The 14,962-nt window shown below is 47.6% G+C and carries 17 protein-coding genes; 2 read left to right on the top strand and 15 right to left on the bottom strand.

Annotated features, from left to right (window positions below):
- Window positions 1-18: 18 nt before the first annotated feature.
- From CE636_RS25420 to CE636_RS25340, 14 genes are all read right to left on the bottom strand, one after another.
- Window positions 19-1,305, bottom strand: a complete 1,287-nt coding sequence (locus CE636_RS25420) for a phage major capsid protein (protein WP_017898995.1) — start codon at window positions 1,303-1,305, stop codon at window positions 19-21.
- Between the two features lie 77 nt (window positions 1,306-1,382).
- Window positions 1,383-2,303, bottom strand: a complete 921-nt coding sequence (locus tag CE636_RS25415; RefSeq protein ID WP_017898994.1) for a S49 family peptidase — start codon at window positions 2,301-2,303, stop codon at window positions 1,383-1,385.
- Between the two features lie 36 nt (window positions 2,304-2,339).
- The gene (locus tag CE636_RS25410) at window positions 2,340-3,599 is read right to left on the bottom strand and encodes a phage portal protein (protein WP_025999130.1); all 1,260 of its coding nucleotides are present in this window, start codon (window positions 3,597-3,599) and stop codon (window positions 2,340-2,342) included.
- The gene (locus CE636_RS25405) at window positions 3,599-3,778 is read right to left on the bottom strand and encodes a hypothetical protein (RefSeq protein WP_017898992.1); all 180 of its coding nucleotides are present in this window, start codon (window positions 3,776-3,778) and stop codon (window positions 3,599-3,601) included. Before CE636_RS25405 ends, CE636_RS25410 begins: the two co-directional genes overlap by 1 nt.
- On the bottom strand, window positions 3,772-5,493 hold the full coding sequence (locus CE636_RS25400; RefSeq protein WP_012542167.1) for a terminase large subunit: 1,722 nt from the start codon (window positions 5,491-5,493) through the stop codon (window positions 3,772-3,774). The genes CE636_RS25405 and CE636_RS25400 overlap by 7 nt, the downstream gene beginning before the upstream one ends.
- The gene (locus CE636_RS25395) at window positions 5,493-5,927 is read right to left on the bottom strand and encodes a phage terminase small subunit P27 family (RefSeq protein ID WP_012542168.1); all 435 of its coding nucleotides are present in this window, start codon (window positions 5,925-5,927) and stop codon (window positions 5,493-5,495) included. The genes CE636_RS25400 and CE636_RS25395 overlap by 1 nt, the downstream gene beginning before the upstream one ends.
- A 249-nt stretch (window positions 5,928-6,176) precedes the next feature.
- Window positions 6,177-6,608 carry a hypothetical protein gene (locus tag CE636_RS25390; RefSeq protein WP_017898991.1) on the bottom strand — a complete coding sequence of 144 codons (432 nt, stop codon included), beginning with the start codon at window positions 6,606-6,608 and terminating at the stop codon, window positions 6,177-6,179.
- The gene (locus tag CE636_RS25385) at window positions 6,605-6,922 is read right to left on the bottom strand and encodes a hypothetical protein (protein WP_014228902.1); all 318 of its coding nucleotides are present in this window, start codon (window positions 6,920-6,922) and stop codon (window positions 6,605-6,607) included. Before CE636_RS25385 ends, CE636_RS25390 begins: the two co-directional genes overlap by 4 nt.
- Window positions 6,874-7,236 (bottom strand): HNH endonuclease, encoded by a 363-nt coding sequence (locus CE636_RS25380; RefSeq protein ID WP_017898990.1) that lies wholly within the window; start codon window positions 7,234-7,236, stop codon window positions 6,874-6,876. Before CE636_RS25380 ends, CE636_RS25385 begins: the two co-directional genes overlap by 49 nt.
- Window positions 7,237-8,985: 1,749 nt before the next feature.
- Window positions 8,986-9,336 (bottom strand): hypothetical protein, encoded by a 351-nt coding sequence (locus CE636_RS25360; protein ID WP_017898986.1) that lies wholly within the window; start codon window positions 9,334-9,336, stop codon window positions 8,986-8,988.
- A complete protein-coding gene (locus CE636_RS25355; RefSeq protein WP_017898985.1) occupies window positions 9,333-9,830 on the bottom strand; it encodes a lysozyme in 498 nt (165 codons plus the stop codon). Before CE636_RS25355 ends, CE636_RS25360 begins: the two co-directional genes overlap by 4 nt.
- Window positions 9,830-10,045 carry a class II holin family protein gene (locus CE636_RS25350; RefSeq protein ID WP_017880269.1) on the bottom strand — a complete coding sequence of 72 codons (216 nt, stop codon included), beginning with the start codon at window positions 10,043-10,045 and terminating at the stop codon, window positions 9,830-9,832. The genes CE636_RS25355 and CE636_RS25350 overlap by 1 nt, the downstream gene beginning before the upstream one ends.
- A gap of 711 nt (window positions 10,046-10,756) precedes the next feature.
- Window positions 10,757-11,164: a type II toxin-antitoxin system HicB family antitoxin gene (locus CE636_RS25345; RefSeq protein ID WP_017898984.1), complete on the bottom strand. Its 408-nt coding sequence runs from the start codon at window positions 11,162-11,164 to the stop codon at window positions 10,757-10,759.
- A 47-nt stretch (window positions 11,165-11,211) separates the two neighbouring features.
- Window positions 11,212-11,388: a type II toxin-antitoxin system HicA family toxin gene (locus CE636_RS25340; protein WP_012542177.1), complete on the bottom strand. Its 177-nt coding sequence runs from the start codon at window positions 11,386-11,388 to the stop codon at window positions 11,212-11,214.
- A 364-nt stretch (window positions 11,389-11,752) separates the two neighbouring features.
- Here CE636_RS25340 and CE636_RS25335 point away from each other — a divergent pair, with 364 nt between their 5' ends.
- Window positions 11,753-13,537, top strand: a complete 1,785-nt coding sequence (locus CE636_RS25335; protein WP_032415155.1) for an ATP-dependent nuclease — start codon at window positions 11,753-11,755, stop codon at window positions 13,535-13,537.
- Between the two features lie 19 nt (window positions 13,538-13,556).
- Entirely contained in the window at window positions 13,557-14,591 is a 1,035-nt protein-coding gene (locus CE636_RS25330; protein WP_071600377.1) for a DNA cytosine methyltransferase, read from the top strand.
- A gap of 24 nt (window positions 14,592-14,615) precedes the next feature.
- Here CE636_RS25330 and CE636_RS25325 read toward each other — a convergent pair whose 3' ends face one another.
- Window positions 14,616-14,957, bottom strand: coding sequence for an antiterminator Q family protein (locus tag CE636_RS25325; protein WP_017898982.1), 342 nt, complete (start codon window positions 14,955-14,957; stop codon window positions 14,616-14,618).
- Window positions 14,958-14,962: the final 5 nt, after the last annotated feature.

Below are 14,962 nucleotides of genomic sequence, written 5' to 3'. Positions count from 1 at the left end.
TATTTACTGAGGGATGGGTTAGAACAGGACGCCGGTACCCAGCACCAGGCCTTCCGGATGACGGAAGCCAATATCATGCTCAGTAACAACGCGGATTAGCGACTGGTTACGGGAAAACGCAGATACCAGGGTGCCATCGGCATCGATGTAAGAGGCTTCCTTCGAGAAGTCGACTTTCATATTGCCGTCTTCAGCGATAACCACATCATTGAAGTCAGCAAAGTAAATCTCAGTCTCCTTACCCCCGGTCCCCAGATTCGCAGGGATCGCGCTGGTACGCTGAACCGGATATCCTTTAAGTAATCCCTGAGCCATTTCCGGATAGACTTTGTTGCCGTTGCCGTCACGCAGCCCAAACAACTTCATATAGGTACGGTTCGACATGCCCCAGCCGCTGCTGATCATATTGCTGTTGCCGTCCATCGCCATCAAAATGATCTTGTCCAGGTACTCGTCAACTGTGTTCAGGTTGATCGCTGCATCAGCTTCCCACGGCAGCAGGCGGTTCCACTGCGTCGCGCGCGCCTTCATACCAATCGGTGTATCGCCGGTACCGTCATCGCGCATAAAGGCTTTATCCTCACGCACTGAGATGGCGGTCAGAATATCCTGCAGGACCAGCTGCTCGACGTTGAATCCGGCGCGGCCAATCAGTGCATTGGAAATAGGCACCATCGCAATCAGAGTTTTCGCCGTAAGTTTTACATCATCAAAGCGTGTTTCTGATGTCTTGGCGTCTTTGTTTTCTCCTGTGTAGCTTGCCGTTGCTCCACCGGCCACGCGTGGTAGCGTCATATTACCGTTAGGCAGCGGAACGGGACGGGCACCCAGCTTGCGGACGATGGTTCGGTCGCTCAGTAGCTCGATCACCTCACTGTGGAGGTTCTGCGGAATAAGCACACCACCGGACGCCGCTGCGGTGGAAATGGCCATCGATACGGACTGGTCATTCAGCTCTTCTGAAGCGAATTTTGCCGCGTCCTGCAGATTCCCTGCGCCTGCGGCGACAGACATAACCAGTCGGGTCATGCCAGCACCGGTGTACTGTTTAGGCTCCTGCTTAACAATAATGCCGGGGGCCTGCTGAGTCGCTTTCACGGGTTTTGCGACCAGCGCCGCAGCACGTTCGGCGGCTTCCAGGCGTTCAATTTTGGCGCTGATATCAGTGAACTGCTGCTGCAGGTTCGCAAACTCCGTCAGCTGCTCCGCAGTCAGCGTGCTGCCGCTGGCGTCAATGGTTGCCAGGGCCTGAACCTGTTCGTTGATACCCGCACGCTGACGACGCAATTCTTCAATCTGTGGCATTTGATTTCTCTCTTTTTAGACATAAAAAAAGCAGCCTGCTGGCTGCTTAAGGTGACGCGGTTTGTGTTTGCGCCGGGTTACATTTTGGTTTGCAGGTCCATCGCGGCTGCCTGCATCTGAATGGAGGTTTTTTGACGGGGTTGCTGATACTTTGCCGCGATAGCATTGATCGCCGCGTGGGGGTCAGAGACTTCATCCGCCAGGCCGGCAGACACCGCGCCAGGGCCAAAATACAGCCCCGCCTGCGTATCAATGACGGCCTGCTGCTTCAGGCCGCGATATTCGGCCACCGACCCCGTAAACGTCTCGTACATTTCGTCGATCATGCCCTGGAACATACCCAGCGACTCTTCACTCAGTGGTTCATGTTGGGTGCCGTTATTTTTGTTATCTCCCCGGTAAATGGTGGTGAACGTCAGCCCCATTTTTTCTTCCATCTTCGACGTATCTAGGTGCTCCATGATCACACCAATCGACCCCACGCCACTGGTCTGGCTGACGATGATTTTGCTGCAGGCCGATGCGATGAAATACGCGGCGGAATACGCGCTGTAGTTCACAATCGCCGTGATGGGTTTCGTGTCGCGAGACTGATAAATGTAATCGGCCAGCTCCTTGCACCCCACCGCTGCGCCGCCGCCGGAGTTAATATCCAGAACGATTTCGCTGATTGAGGGGTCGTTTAACGCCGCCTGCAACTGCCCGCGGATCCGCTCGTAGCTGGTCAGCTCGGAGCACATCGCCGTAATCTGCCCCCGGCGTGGAACAAGAATGCCGTGAACGGGGATCACCGCCACCCCGCCGGTGGGCTGGACCTGCTCAGCAGCAGGTGATTTACCCGGATTCAGCGCCATCTGAATGACGGCATCTTCGGTGATCCCCTGAATACGGGGGATGAGCACCGCTTTCACGGAGTCCATTGTTTGCCGCGTCACGTAATGCGGCACACCAAAGACCATATCTGCCAGGTGCGGCAGGTTAATTAATTTCGTTGTCATGTTGTCTTCCGGGTCATCCCGCGCGGCGGGAAATAATCAGGCTCTGGCCAGAAGGGTTTCGATTTCGGCCAGCTGTTTTGCTGTCGGCGACTTATCGCCAGGAAGGATCTGCGCGCTGTCGACCATATTGAGCGGCGTCAGGTATTTGTCCCCGCCGGCAATTGGCGGCAGATTCTCCATACGCCGGATATCGTTAGTGGATAGCCATCCCCACTGGCGGCCCAGCGCATACGATTCATAGCGTGACTTCTGGTCGCCTCGCATCAGCCCGGAAACGTTGAACTCGATGTACAAATCGCGGCGTTCGCTGGGCAGAAGCAGATCGCGCTGCAATGCACCCTCATGGCGTTTCAGCCAGGCCAGCAGCGTATACATCACGAACTGTAGGCCCTGGTGCTCGATGTTGTTGTTGGTCGCTTTCGCCAGCATCTGCACCATATGTGGCGGGATTTTATAGAGCCGGCAGACCTCTTCCACGCCCCACTGCCGCGACTGTAGCAGCTGCGCCTTTTCGTTATCCTGCGACAGTTGTTTGTAGCTCATGCCCTCCTGCAGCAGTGCCACAGAGAACATATTGTGAATACCGGAATGGCGCTCGGTCCATTTCGCCAGCAGGCGATCAATAGCATCCTGGCTTTTAATGGTCGCAGCCTCTTTCGGTCGCTCTATCACCCCGCTCATCGTTGTCCCGCGCCGAAATGTCGCTGCCGCATGCTCCTCAACGGCCAGATTCAGCCCCAAGACATCGGCGTTCGTCTGAATGGGGGAACTGCCGATATAGCCATCCAGAGAAAAGACCTTCACATGGTGCATCATGCGCATCGGCAAAATTTCACCGACTTCCGGGAGTTCGTAATACGGCATACCGTCCGGCCCTTTCAGCACAATGACCTTTTTCGGGTTAATGGGGATCAGCTCTTTCGGGTAGCCTTTTCCGTCCCGTTCGATGATCGAGTAGCAATTTCCCTCCAGCCCCAGCAACCCCTGCTGCTGCTCGAAATACTCGAATGAGGTGTCTTTTCTGTTGGGCTGGGAATGAATCAGGTCATAAACCGGGTGGTCCGTCGCACGCTGGCGCCCGCCATTTTTATCCCGCCGGTAAAGTTCGCACGGCAGCTGCGCGACGGACTCAGCCAGGAGGGTGACACAGGCCCGGACCGCTGAAAGTCCCAGAGCGGTTTCCGGCGTGATTATGATGCCAGTTTTGCTCTGGCTTGAACGAACCCCGCCCAGCATAGCTTCCCAGAAGCTATTACCCGAGTATTGTCGGCCCCTGAACATCTGGGGTAGGAACATTATTTACCTCCGCCATTGCTGACGCCGGAGGAAAAGGCCCGGGTTGTCATATATGACCAGCCCAGACAAATAATCCCTCCTGTTATCAATCCCACTGATGGAGAAATAAGCCAGGCACCTGCGGATAACAATCCAGCACCAGTGAGGCCGACAATAAAACTCAGAACTGAAATTAGCATGCTATATCTTCCTCATCGTATACGGATGTCATCACTGAACTGTTAAGCATGGCGCGCCCCAGCCCCATCATTAAACCAACCGCACCATCTATCTTATTCTGCCGCCCTTCTTTCCCGGGACGCACAATATCGTCACTTCCGGGAAGGTACTGGCCGACGATATTGGAAATACACCAGTTCATGACGGGGTGTCCGTCATGATGAAATCTCCCCGAGATGAGCGCAGCCTCAATCTCTCTCATAGGATCACTCATGTGGGTAAAATTTTGTCTTATCTCGACAGGCTCAAGCCCCTCTTCCTCAAGCATGTGACGTAATGAAGTCGCGCCATAAGGATCAATGGGGCATTGGGCAATTTTTACGGTATTCCGCAGCTTCAGGATCGTTTCAAATATCAGCCTGTAATCAACTTCACCACCATCGGTCGGGATCAACTTACCCTGCCGGACAAAGGACTGATAACGTTCTGCGGTACTTTTCAGCGCGGTCTCCTGCGAGTAAATGGTTTCTTCGGGTGCCCAGAACAGAGGAGAAACACAGTAAAAATGTGTTATTCCGTCTATTTCACGACGAAAAACTGGAACCACGGCATTGAGGTCAACTTTCGAGGCCAGATCGATACCCAGCCAGCATTCTTCCCCTTCAAAATCTGACAACTTAAGGTTTTTATCGGCTGCATCCATCCATTTTCTCAGGTCGTAATAAGCTGATTTTGCGCTTACCCAGCGATTGAAATGCTTGGTCAGAATCTTGTTTGTCTGCCCGGGCGTCGACATACCCAATAATTGTTTAGCCCGGAGAAAATCTGCTTTTACCGAAATGCCATAGTTGGGGTTTGCCTTGATTAATGCCTCAGGAGTCGTCCAGTCATCATCGTCATCAAGGCCATAAATCAGCCCAAATATGGTTTCATTTTCCTCGCCATTACGGGTTCTCCGCAGGATCTCGACAACCTGAGTACGCTTTTCATAGCAAGGGGATGTAATGTCATAGCCGGCGGTGGTGATGATCAGTGTCATCGGTTGTTCACGAGCCCCCATACCGGTGGTCATGGTAGTGTAAAGCGCATCAGTAGTATGTTCGTGATATTCATCAATGATGGCGCATGATGGCGAATCACCATCCCCCGGGTCACCGATCACAGGCGCAAAAACCGAACCGTCAGGGCGCGTCATTTTTTTTGCCCAGGGTTTTATCGAGAATTTTTGCCGCAATGCCGGCAGCTTTTTCACCATTTGCAGCGCCGGAGAAAATACCTTCCATGCCTGTTTTTCAGTCGTGGCGCCGCAATAGACTTCTGCACCATGCTCGCCATCTGCACAAAACATATAATTTCCTACAGCAGCGGCAATAGCGGATTTCCCGTTCTTCCTGGGCACCTCGATATAGATTTCAGAGAAACGACGCAGGCCTGTCTTCTTGTGTACCCATCCAAACGGTACGCCAAGAGCGAACTTCTGCCAGGCTTCAAATTCAATCCGGAGTTTACGCCGGGCCCATTCCCCTGAGGTATGAGGCATTTTCTGGGCAAAACGAAGAAATCGTTCTGCTTTGTTTTTATCGAAGCGGTAGGGCCAGTGGGGATCCTTTGCTCGTTCGAGGTCGTCCAGATGTCGCTGACAGGCAAGTACCGTTAACTGACACGCCAGAATCTTCCCGCCAACGATATCCCGCGCATACTGGTTCGCTGCATTGACGTTCGGATAGGTTGCCATCAGTCAAACTCATCGAATTCATTCCCGTCATCGTCCGGATCCTTTTGTCCGCTGGTCATGCGAAGACGACTGAGCGGATCTAACCCCAACAGAGAGCCCAGGCGGGCAAGCTGGGAAACCGAGTCATTCCGGACATTAACTGCAGGGTGTTTTTTCAGCCCCCCCATTTCACTTTCTGAGGTCAGTCCGCTGGCCAGCATTTTTTCGGCTTCGAGCATCAGATGAAAAGCATTGCAGTAAGCCAGCAACAAAGGTGCGTCCTCCAACTCAAACACCCCTCGGTCGATGAGTATTTTGCTTTGCGTCTTCCACATTCTTATTGCCGCCTCCCCCATTAACTCAGCGGGAGGCGCAATACGTGTTAATTTGCTTTTTTGCCCGGTGGGTAAAGTGGGTTTTCGGCCACCACCGGACGATCGAATTCCTCCGGCCATAAACGTTCCTTTGATAGATGAAACCTTCCGGAAAAAAGTTTCTTATTTCTGGCGTGTAAAAATAGACTTCAACGGGCAGTCCCGAAGTGCGAAAGGGGTCAGGGATTTGATCCCCCCTTCCCCCTGGCTGCAGCTGCCTCAGTCGAGGTGGAGGTCGTCATTCCGGCTGCGCCGGCGGCGAATACGGTTCGCACTGCGTGGGCCGGCATATATCAGACGTTCAATGAACACCAGTTGTTATACCGGCGGTCAGGATCCTGTCGCTGTAGCAGATCCTCCATCGGCCTGCAGTACGCTTTCTGGAAGCCGTTCATCTAATGGCTGGTTCTCGAAAACCTTCATCCCAAACTGACCAATCCAGGTGCTAACTGAGTTGATGTTCCCTGCGATGAAGTCGGTCACCTCGGCGATCAATCCTTTAACGACGACATCCGTGCTCTGACGCCAGTAATTCTCAATCGCGACCAGCAACGGATCGGAACCATTACTGACAGATTGTTCACCTACGCTATACGTTTTTTTCTTCGCGCTATCGGTTATACATCGCAGCTGGCTGGTCTGGACGGCTCCAACCTCTGCTGCAATTACCTGCATCGTCAACGTAGCCACTTTGTTCCCGTCTGCATCAGCGCTGGATGCATAGAACATGGAGAGCGTCAGATCCGTGCGTTTATACATCATTGCTTACCTCCCCTACGATGGCGGGAACGACGACCGCCGGGAAACGGAGATTGTTGATCCTGTACCAGCTCACCCACTAAAGGTTCCTGGGCCGACTCAGCAGCCGGTGCCGGTGCAATATCATGCGCAATCGTCAGTTTCAGCAGTGGGCGGCCGCCCTGGACATGCTCAAAATGGATGCCATGCACGGCTTCATTCATTCGTGACTGACCATCAGTCTCCAGAACGGTCAAAACGCCATCAACGTATTCAATTTTGAAACTCTTCATCGGGTTCTCTCTGTTGCTGTTTTCTTGCTGTGGCAGGTCCAGCACAATGACTCCAGATTAAAGTCATCATCGGTACCACCATGAGCTTTAGGAATGATGTGGTCGACACTTGAAGCTTTCGTGGCAATACCGTCTCGCCTGCAGTTCTGACAAAGGTATTTATCCCTCTTCATGATACGGGCCCGTTTAATTTCCCACGGACGACCATAACCACGTTCATGCCGAGTTTTTCCGGGCTGATAGTTACGCCAGCCATCACCGGCGTGTTGCTGCCGATGGATCTCACAGAACCCACTGACATCATTCGTTACTGCCGTGCATCCTTTGTGCCGGCAAGGTCGTTTAGCGCGTGGAGGCATAACTTTTTCCGAAGTTAGTGATAACGCAGTCGTTAACACCGTTTTGTGTTACAGGGATGATGCCAGGGTGAACTTGGGTGAACTTGATGCCATATTCACCCCAATAAAAAGCCCCGCATAAGCGGGGCTGTAGATTCAGAAATATGGTTTTGGCTACTGGTAGGTATATGCGAAATGCCCTTCGATCTGAGATCTGACATCAACAGTTTCGTCTAACTTTAAGGAATCATAGCCCTTAATATGGAAATGAGGCTCATATGCATAAATCGTAATAAATGCATATGACCCTTCATCTCCCGTGAAAATCTCATATTTGACGCGAGAAAGACCGGCACCAACTAACATGTATGTATCCAGAAGCTTCTGGGTATTCATCATCCATTCCTTTTCCTTTAAAAATCCTTATCAGCATACATGAATTCGATGGATGACGACTGCAATGAATTCTTGCAGGCTTCAAAAAAACCTCAATATCAGTAAGTTAATACCCATACAGCCCCCCAAATATGCCAAAAAATAAAGCAGAAAGCAGCCAGGCAAGTGCAGTCTTCTTCATTAGCACTCCGTAAAATGCTATAGACATTGCTAGACACATCGTTATAAAAACTGGCCACATAGTCAATAAAAAAAGCAAATAACCAAAAAACCCACTATTAATAGTTATATTCACCGCTAACTTAACCCTGACGTTCTAAATATGAGCTGTATCGCATGACACCATGCAATCTGTTCTTTCTGGCGAACTATAGCATTATCAAAGACACTTAGTGAATGCTTGATGCCTTAGCCGCTGAGCTCCGTTAACTGATTTATACCCGCTACGCTTGTTATATCCGGAGTGTTGTCTAAACTATCTAATGACTTTGCTCTGCCACGACAAAGTCCGTCGTTCTACCTGTGAGCTTAGGGATGAGCCACTTCCTGTAGTATCTGGCCTTCCATTTTTTCTCAAAACCAGTAGAAAAACATCCCGCAATCTGACTATACTCCTACATTGGCTGCCCCTGCAGCACCCCGTCAATCTGTCGGATTTACTCCACGGGGTTTTTTATAACCTGAAACTGCTGGACAAAAGACTCCAAGAACTAAGCCCACCAGCAGCACATTTCCAGGATATCCATAAACAGGATACCTAAGAGTTGTTATGTCCTTCGAACATATAAGGCGCGTATGATGATTAGTTATATTCAAACCTGAGCTCATCAAGCCTTAATGGTTTTCTTATAAAAGTATTTTTGCATTAGATAATGAGTATCTGCCCCTCGCACAATGCGCAAAGCATAGGGGAGGATTCATCGTAATCACCATTTCCATCGGTGTAATTATTAACCACCCAAAGAGTGTAATCAATCGTGTCATCTCTGACAAGATTGATATTCCCAGCATTCTGTTCACCTCGTAAAATATACTTACCTTGCTTATCTTTTATACCATGAGAGAGAGTCCCACTCCTTTATTAAAATAATAGATAAAATCTTAAGTCCACCATCTGATACAAGTACTTCCAATGACAGTTTGTCACCTGAAGCTGGATCAGACATTCTTGCATAACATTTTCTAATCACAACCAACCTACTCATTTTTGGGTAGGGTATAAGCAAGGCAGGGACTGAATTCAACAAGAAAATAACCTATCGGGCTATCGCTTTATAATAAGCCTGCCAGCGGTACTTATCCAATCTCAGTTGCCGCAAGCACTGAGTGCTTTCAATATCAGCCTGCAGATCTTCGTCGCTGTCCTTCGCGGCGTCACTTGCTTTGCACGGCGGGCTCATCAAATCCGGGGATGGAGTTGGCAGCATCGATGGCGCGCTGACGCAGCTGCACAGCATCATCATCAAACCTGCATACAATACGATTCGGAGACTGAACATATTTCACCACGTCACGGGTTATTGTTTTGTAGATGACCTTACCCGCTTCGTTAGCAGTAGCGGCCTTTTCCTCTACAGGCTTAATGGTACTCTCGGCCTTCTCTCTCTTCTTTGAAGCTTGAGCATTGATGTGATCAGCGTGAGAACTCCAGCCTGAGCGCCACGAAATCACGTTAGAGGCCAGCAGGATTGTTATAGCGATGATAACGGCGGTTAAGCGACTCATCTTTGCTCCCATAAACAAACTTCACGCTCAACTTCCCTCCGGGTAATAAGTCCTTTCCACTGCTTACCTTTGGCATAGGTCCAGCGGAGCAGTTGATCGCACGCTCCTTTAGGGTCACCCTGGTTGATTTTGCGAAGCAGTGTGGAGGTCTGGAAGTTACCAGTTCCGACGTTATAGGCGAACGAGTACAAAGCCCCACGCATAGTATCTGGGATCGGTTTTTTGATGTAAGGGTTGATCTGCCTGGCGACGGTATTCAGGTCTTTATTTAGTAGCGCCCGACACTCTGCCTCGGTATAGGTTTTGCCGAGCATGATGTCTTTACCTGTGTGGCCGTAGCAAACCGTCCAGACACCTACCACATCCTGATAAGGGTCGTATCGCACTCCCTCAAGCCCATCATTACCCGTCGGGCCAGTAATGAGTGCAGAGGCAATCGCAAAGGCTCCACCGCCGACTGCAGCAAGAACGCTTTTACGTAGTGTCGGAGACATTATTCACCTCGCACAGCTTTTCGCCGGTCTTCTTTAATTTTGAAATACAGATTCGTCAGGTATGTCAGCAAGCCAAATACCAGACTTCCCAGAACACCAATAGCGGCCCACTGGGATGGGGATACTTTGTCGAGCAATTGCAACATCCAGAACCCCGCGTTACCTGCGGACGTTCCGTAGGCAATACCTGTTGTTAGCTTGTCCATTCGATACATACTCCACCTCCGGATTAACGGGGTGCTTTGTGCGTGTAGGGGGTCAGGCCCATCGGGCTGATTTAACAATGAGCCGTATCGATGATGATTCCCGTGAGCCTGAAATGAAAAAGGCCACGCAAAGCGCAGTCTTCAAATGATGTTTACCTTTTCTTTCTGAAGCGCCCTATTGATGGCGTAAAAAAGCCCGCCTGAAGGCGGGCAGAAAGTAGGCATTCTAGGTAGTAACGAAACGAAGGAACTCCTAATAGTCCGAGCTACCGATTTACCAGGAAGCATTCACTTTTGCCGTTACGTTCTATAAACATAGAAGGGCAACCGCAAAAGTAAACCTGCCATAAATCTTAAAAATGTTTAGTGGCAGTGTGGTGCCGGGTGCCTCCCGGTGAGCATGCCCCAGTCGGCATGGCCCGCGCTGCATTTACAGGTTTCTGTAACTGACTGGTCGCCCCTCCGCACAGGGGGATTCACCACATCAATACCTTATGATGGGAAGATTCTATACGTCAATACCATAGGCGTATCGCTAAGCCACCAGCTATGCAGCAACTCCATCAGAAATAACCAGTTATCGAGGTAATGGCATTTTCAGAGCCCCCCGGATTACATTAGGATGGTTTGGATAAAGGACTCAGCTGATTTAGCAACAAGCCGTATCCATAAATGAAAAAGGCCGCCAGTACGGCGACCTTTGATTAGGATATATAGAGATTAGTGGACGACAATTTCCATCTTTTGCCCCAACGCTGATAGCGCTTTTTGGATCGTATCGATTTTGGTACTGTGACCAAGAGACACGATGCGCTGCACTTCCTGTGGGCGCGTGTTAATCAAGCGGGCGAGATCAGCATTGCTGGTGTTGGTGCTGACCAGACGGTTTAACAGCAATACTTTAGCTGCCACGCTGGCCGGAACCTCAACAAACGCATCACCTTCTGCTGATGGAGCGGGAATCTCCCGGCGGTCGTCAAAGTAAAAATCAAACGCCGTTACCAGGGCATCTTGCGCCATTTCTAACGCTTCCTCCCTGGTCTCTCCTCCCGTCATTGCCTCTGGGATATCCGGAAAGAATACCGCCCAGCCGGTTTCGTCATGCTCAAAAATTACCGGGTATCGCATATTGATTAAGTGAACCTCCGCGAGTACCAGCCCCGAGGGGCTGGATTTTATTTGATACCGAGTTGCTTAAGAATTGCCTTCCTCAGCGGTTCCGGTATTTCCTTCCCCGGATGTCTCGGCATTACCGTTTGCTTGCCGTTGAGATAGATTTTCAAGTGGTTAGTACCATCTTTAAATTCTGCCCCTTGAGCTGCAAGCCAACGCCTCAACTCGCTTTGCTTCACTTCCTCCTCCTGTCTGTTTAACTTGAGACAAGTATAAACATTTTTGTTTATAGCATCAAGCAAAGAATAAACATTTTTGTTTATATAAATAACAGAGGGAGCTATTGCCCAACACCTCTACGCCACGGTGAGGCGAAGCAAATCAATTATGCGATATACGACGATGTGACAAGGGTACTGATGCAATGCATCTCGAGAATACCCCCTGTCGTATCGCCGGAAAGCAAAAACCCCGCCGAGCGGCAGGGTTCTAATGGTTAAGCGGTGTGTCGAAGTGACCACTCTTAACAGATTACGATAGTTTTTGCGTACGCGTTAGTGTTTTTATATGATATTAGAAAATATCAACACGGAAGTACAAAACGTGAGCGAGATCATAAAATTAAGAGGGCTGATGAGTTCAAAAACCATAGAGCCGTTCATCCGACACATTAGGTTTCCTTTCTATAAAAATCTTGAAGAGTTCAGTGTAATTAATTTTAATTATCCTATCACAGCATTAGTAGGACAAAACGGAACAAATAAGAGTTCGGTTTTAAGGGCCCTCTATGGCTCTCCTAATAACTACTCTCTTGGTAGCTTGTGGTTTTCCACTGACATTGATGAAATAAAAGATGATGGAAGATCAAGATTCATATATGGTTATTTCGATTATTCAATCAAAGAAGTTGTCGAAGTAATTAAAACAAGGATCGTTGACCCTGATGATCCTGATCTTTGGGAAACATCTAGACCACTTGCAGGTGATGGCATGAAAAAAATGCCAAAAAATATTGTTTCCCCAAATCAACAAAAGTCGCGATGGAAACAAATTGATAAATTAGTTACCTATATCGACTTCAGGGCATCAATAAGTGCTTTTGACAAATTTTTTTACCACTCTGACTTTAATCTTTATCCTAAGAAAACTTTTTTACGTAAAAGAAGCCACATATTAAAAGATGTAATTGAAAACAATTCATCCAGCTGCAAACCTTTCAAGGGTAAAAAGGAGAGGTTATATAATAACGAACTTCTTTCCAAAGAGAAAGTTGAAATTATAAGCCATATTTTAGGTCGAACTTATAAAAGCATCAGACTAGTGGAGCATGCCCTCTTCACTAATGATAAAGCATCTACAGTTATACTGGAATCAAACAGTCTTAACTATTCTGAAGCCTTTGCAGGCAGTGGGGAATTTGCAGTAACTTTATTGGTTAATCAGATAATAAACGCCCCAAATGCTTCTTTAATCTTATTAGACGAACCAGAAGTTTCGCTCCATCCTGCTGCACAAATAAGACTCATGGAATTTTTAAACCAAATTTGTCTTAAAAACAAACATCAGGTTGTTATTTCGACCCATTCGTCATCAATTGTAAGGGATCTTCCTCAAGAGTCTATAAAACTTTTTACATTAAATTCCACAACAGGCAAAGTAAGTATTCTTGAAAATGTTAGTCCAGAGGAGGCATTTTTCACTCTCGGTGACAGACTGTCAAAAAAAACAATTTTCGTCGAAGATAAACTCGCTCAGAAATTCGTTGAAAAGGCTTTAAAAACTGGTGGTTCAGCTTTAGTCAATACATTTGATATAATTTACTGTCCTGCTGGAGCAACCACTTTACTAGGTAATATTGCTGTCCCGTTATTTTTATCCAATGTAACTAATGCAGTATTTTTATTGGATGGAGATCAAAAAACACTTACTGACTTTATAAAGTCCACCCAAATTCCAGAAGACCAAGATCCTGCTCTATCTGAAATATTAAAAAGCATCCTTGGGTGTGAAATAAAAATTCCGACAGATGGAAATGGCGGCAAACCTAATGAGAAGCAAAAAAAGCTTCTTCATCGTGGATTTATTGATTTCTCATATAATTTCATAGGTTATTTACCGGTAATAAACCCAGAGGTTTTTTTAATCGAAAACCTACCTGACTTTTATTTAGATTTAATCAAAGACAAGGACACAGCAGGCCTATCACCCAAAGAAATAACCGTGGAAATATGTAAAAATGATATTGGGAGCAATGAAATTACATCAGATGATATATTTGCCACGCAAATCAGAATCCTATCAAAAATACCTGATAATCATCCTGCATTTATAGAAACAAGAGAGATGCTGAAATTTTTTCTTGAACATGGTATGATCAGGGATAAGTAAAGTTATGGCGGGTTTTATAATGAGCAAAAAGATCAGAGTTTTCGATTTTTTCTCTGGCTGCGGTGGCACTAGCCAAGGTCTAAAAACTGCTGGTTGTGAGATTGTTTTTGGCCTAGATTTTGATTATGACTCAAGCGAAACCTTTAAGGCTAACAATCCTGATGCCGTATTCATCAATGATGACATTAGGTCAGTTGATGTTGCTGACATCTCTCAATTAGTTGAAACGGCAAAAAAAGATGCAAAGATTCTGTTCTGCGGGTGCGCTCCATGCCAACCTTTTTCAAAGCAAAATCAGAATAAAACCACTTCAGATCCCAGAAGAGGTTTGTTATCAGAATTCGGTCGCTTTGTCGAATTCTACGAACCCGATTATGTATTGATAGAAAATGTGCCTGGTTTACAAAAAGTGGATGTAAATGACGGTCCTCTCTATGGTTTTATTTCTATTCTAAAAAATAGGAATTACAATCTTGTTTATGGCGTTATTCCAGCATTATGGTATGGTGTTCCGCAAACGCGTGAAAGATTTGTTTTAATGGCCTCTCTTGAATCTCAAATTCATTTACCGGAGCGCACTCATAATGGAACTGATATTCCATTCGCTACGGTTAGAGATTGGATTGGTAACATACCCTCTATTGAAGCCGGGGAATCTCATCCGTTGGTGAAAGACCATGTTAGTGCAAAACTTTCAGAGCTGAATTTAAAACGAATTAGATGCACCCCTGAAGGTAAAGGACGAGAATATTGGCCAAGAGAACTTTTGCTTGAATGCCACAAGAAGCATACAGGTCATAGCGACGTTTATGGGCGTTTGGCATGGGATAAACCAGCAAGTGGGTTAACTACACGATGCATTAGTTACTCAAACGGCCGGTTTGGACATCCCGAACAAGACAGAGCTATTTCTGTTCGGGAGGCGGCCCTACTTCAAACGTTTCCAATAGATTACATTTTTAAAGGCTCCATGCTATCTAAGGCGAAACAAATAGGTAATGCTGTTCCGCCAAAAATGGCTGAGTCAATAGGAAATGTTTTTATCAAAATTTAAGCTGGAGCCCTAGCTCCAGCTAGTCTAAAGCATCATTAAAACCCCTTCAATAAACCCCATGGCATTATGCAATTCTTTCCTGATGGTACCATCAGAGCATTTAAGTTTCTTAGCGATGCTACGTAAGGAGATTCCGATAATAAAATGAGCAATAATTAACTCATACTCTTCTGGCTTATATTTCCGCAATCGCGCTACACAACCGTCAATCATGATACCTTCATCATCATCGCATTGCTGGCGTGTTTTCTTTCCATGAGGTAGCAAACCTTTAAACCCAGCAGCAATGGGTTGCCAGTCAACACCACTATTGTCAGATGCCGCCCAAGCTCCCCAGCGGTCCAATATTTCGTACATATCTCTCATTTTTA

This window comes from Klebsiella sp. LY (assembly GCF_004010915.1).
GTDB lineage: Bacteria > Pseudomonadota > Gammaproteobacteria > Enterobacterales > Enterobacteriaceae > Klebsiella > Klebsiella quasipneumoniae.
This window is presented reverse-complemented; position numbering and strand designations above follow the sequence as displayed.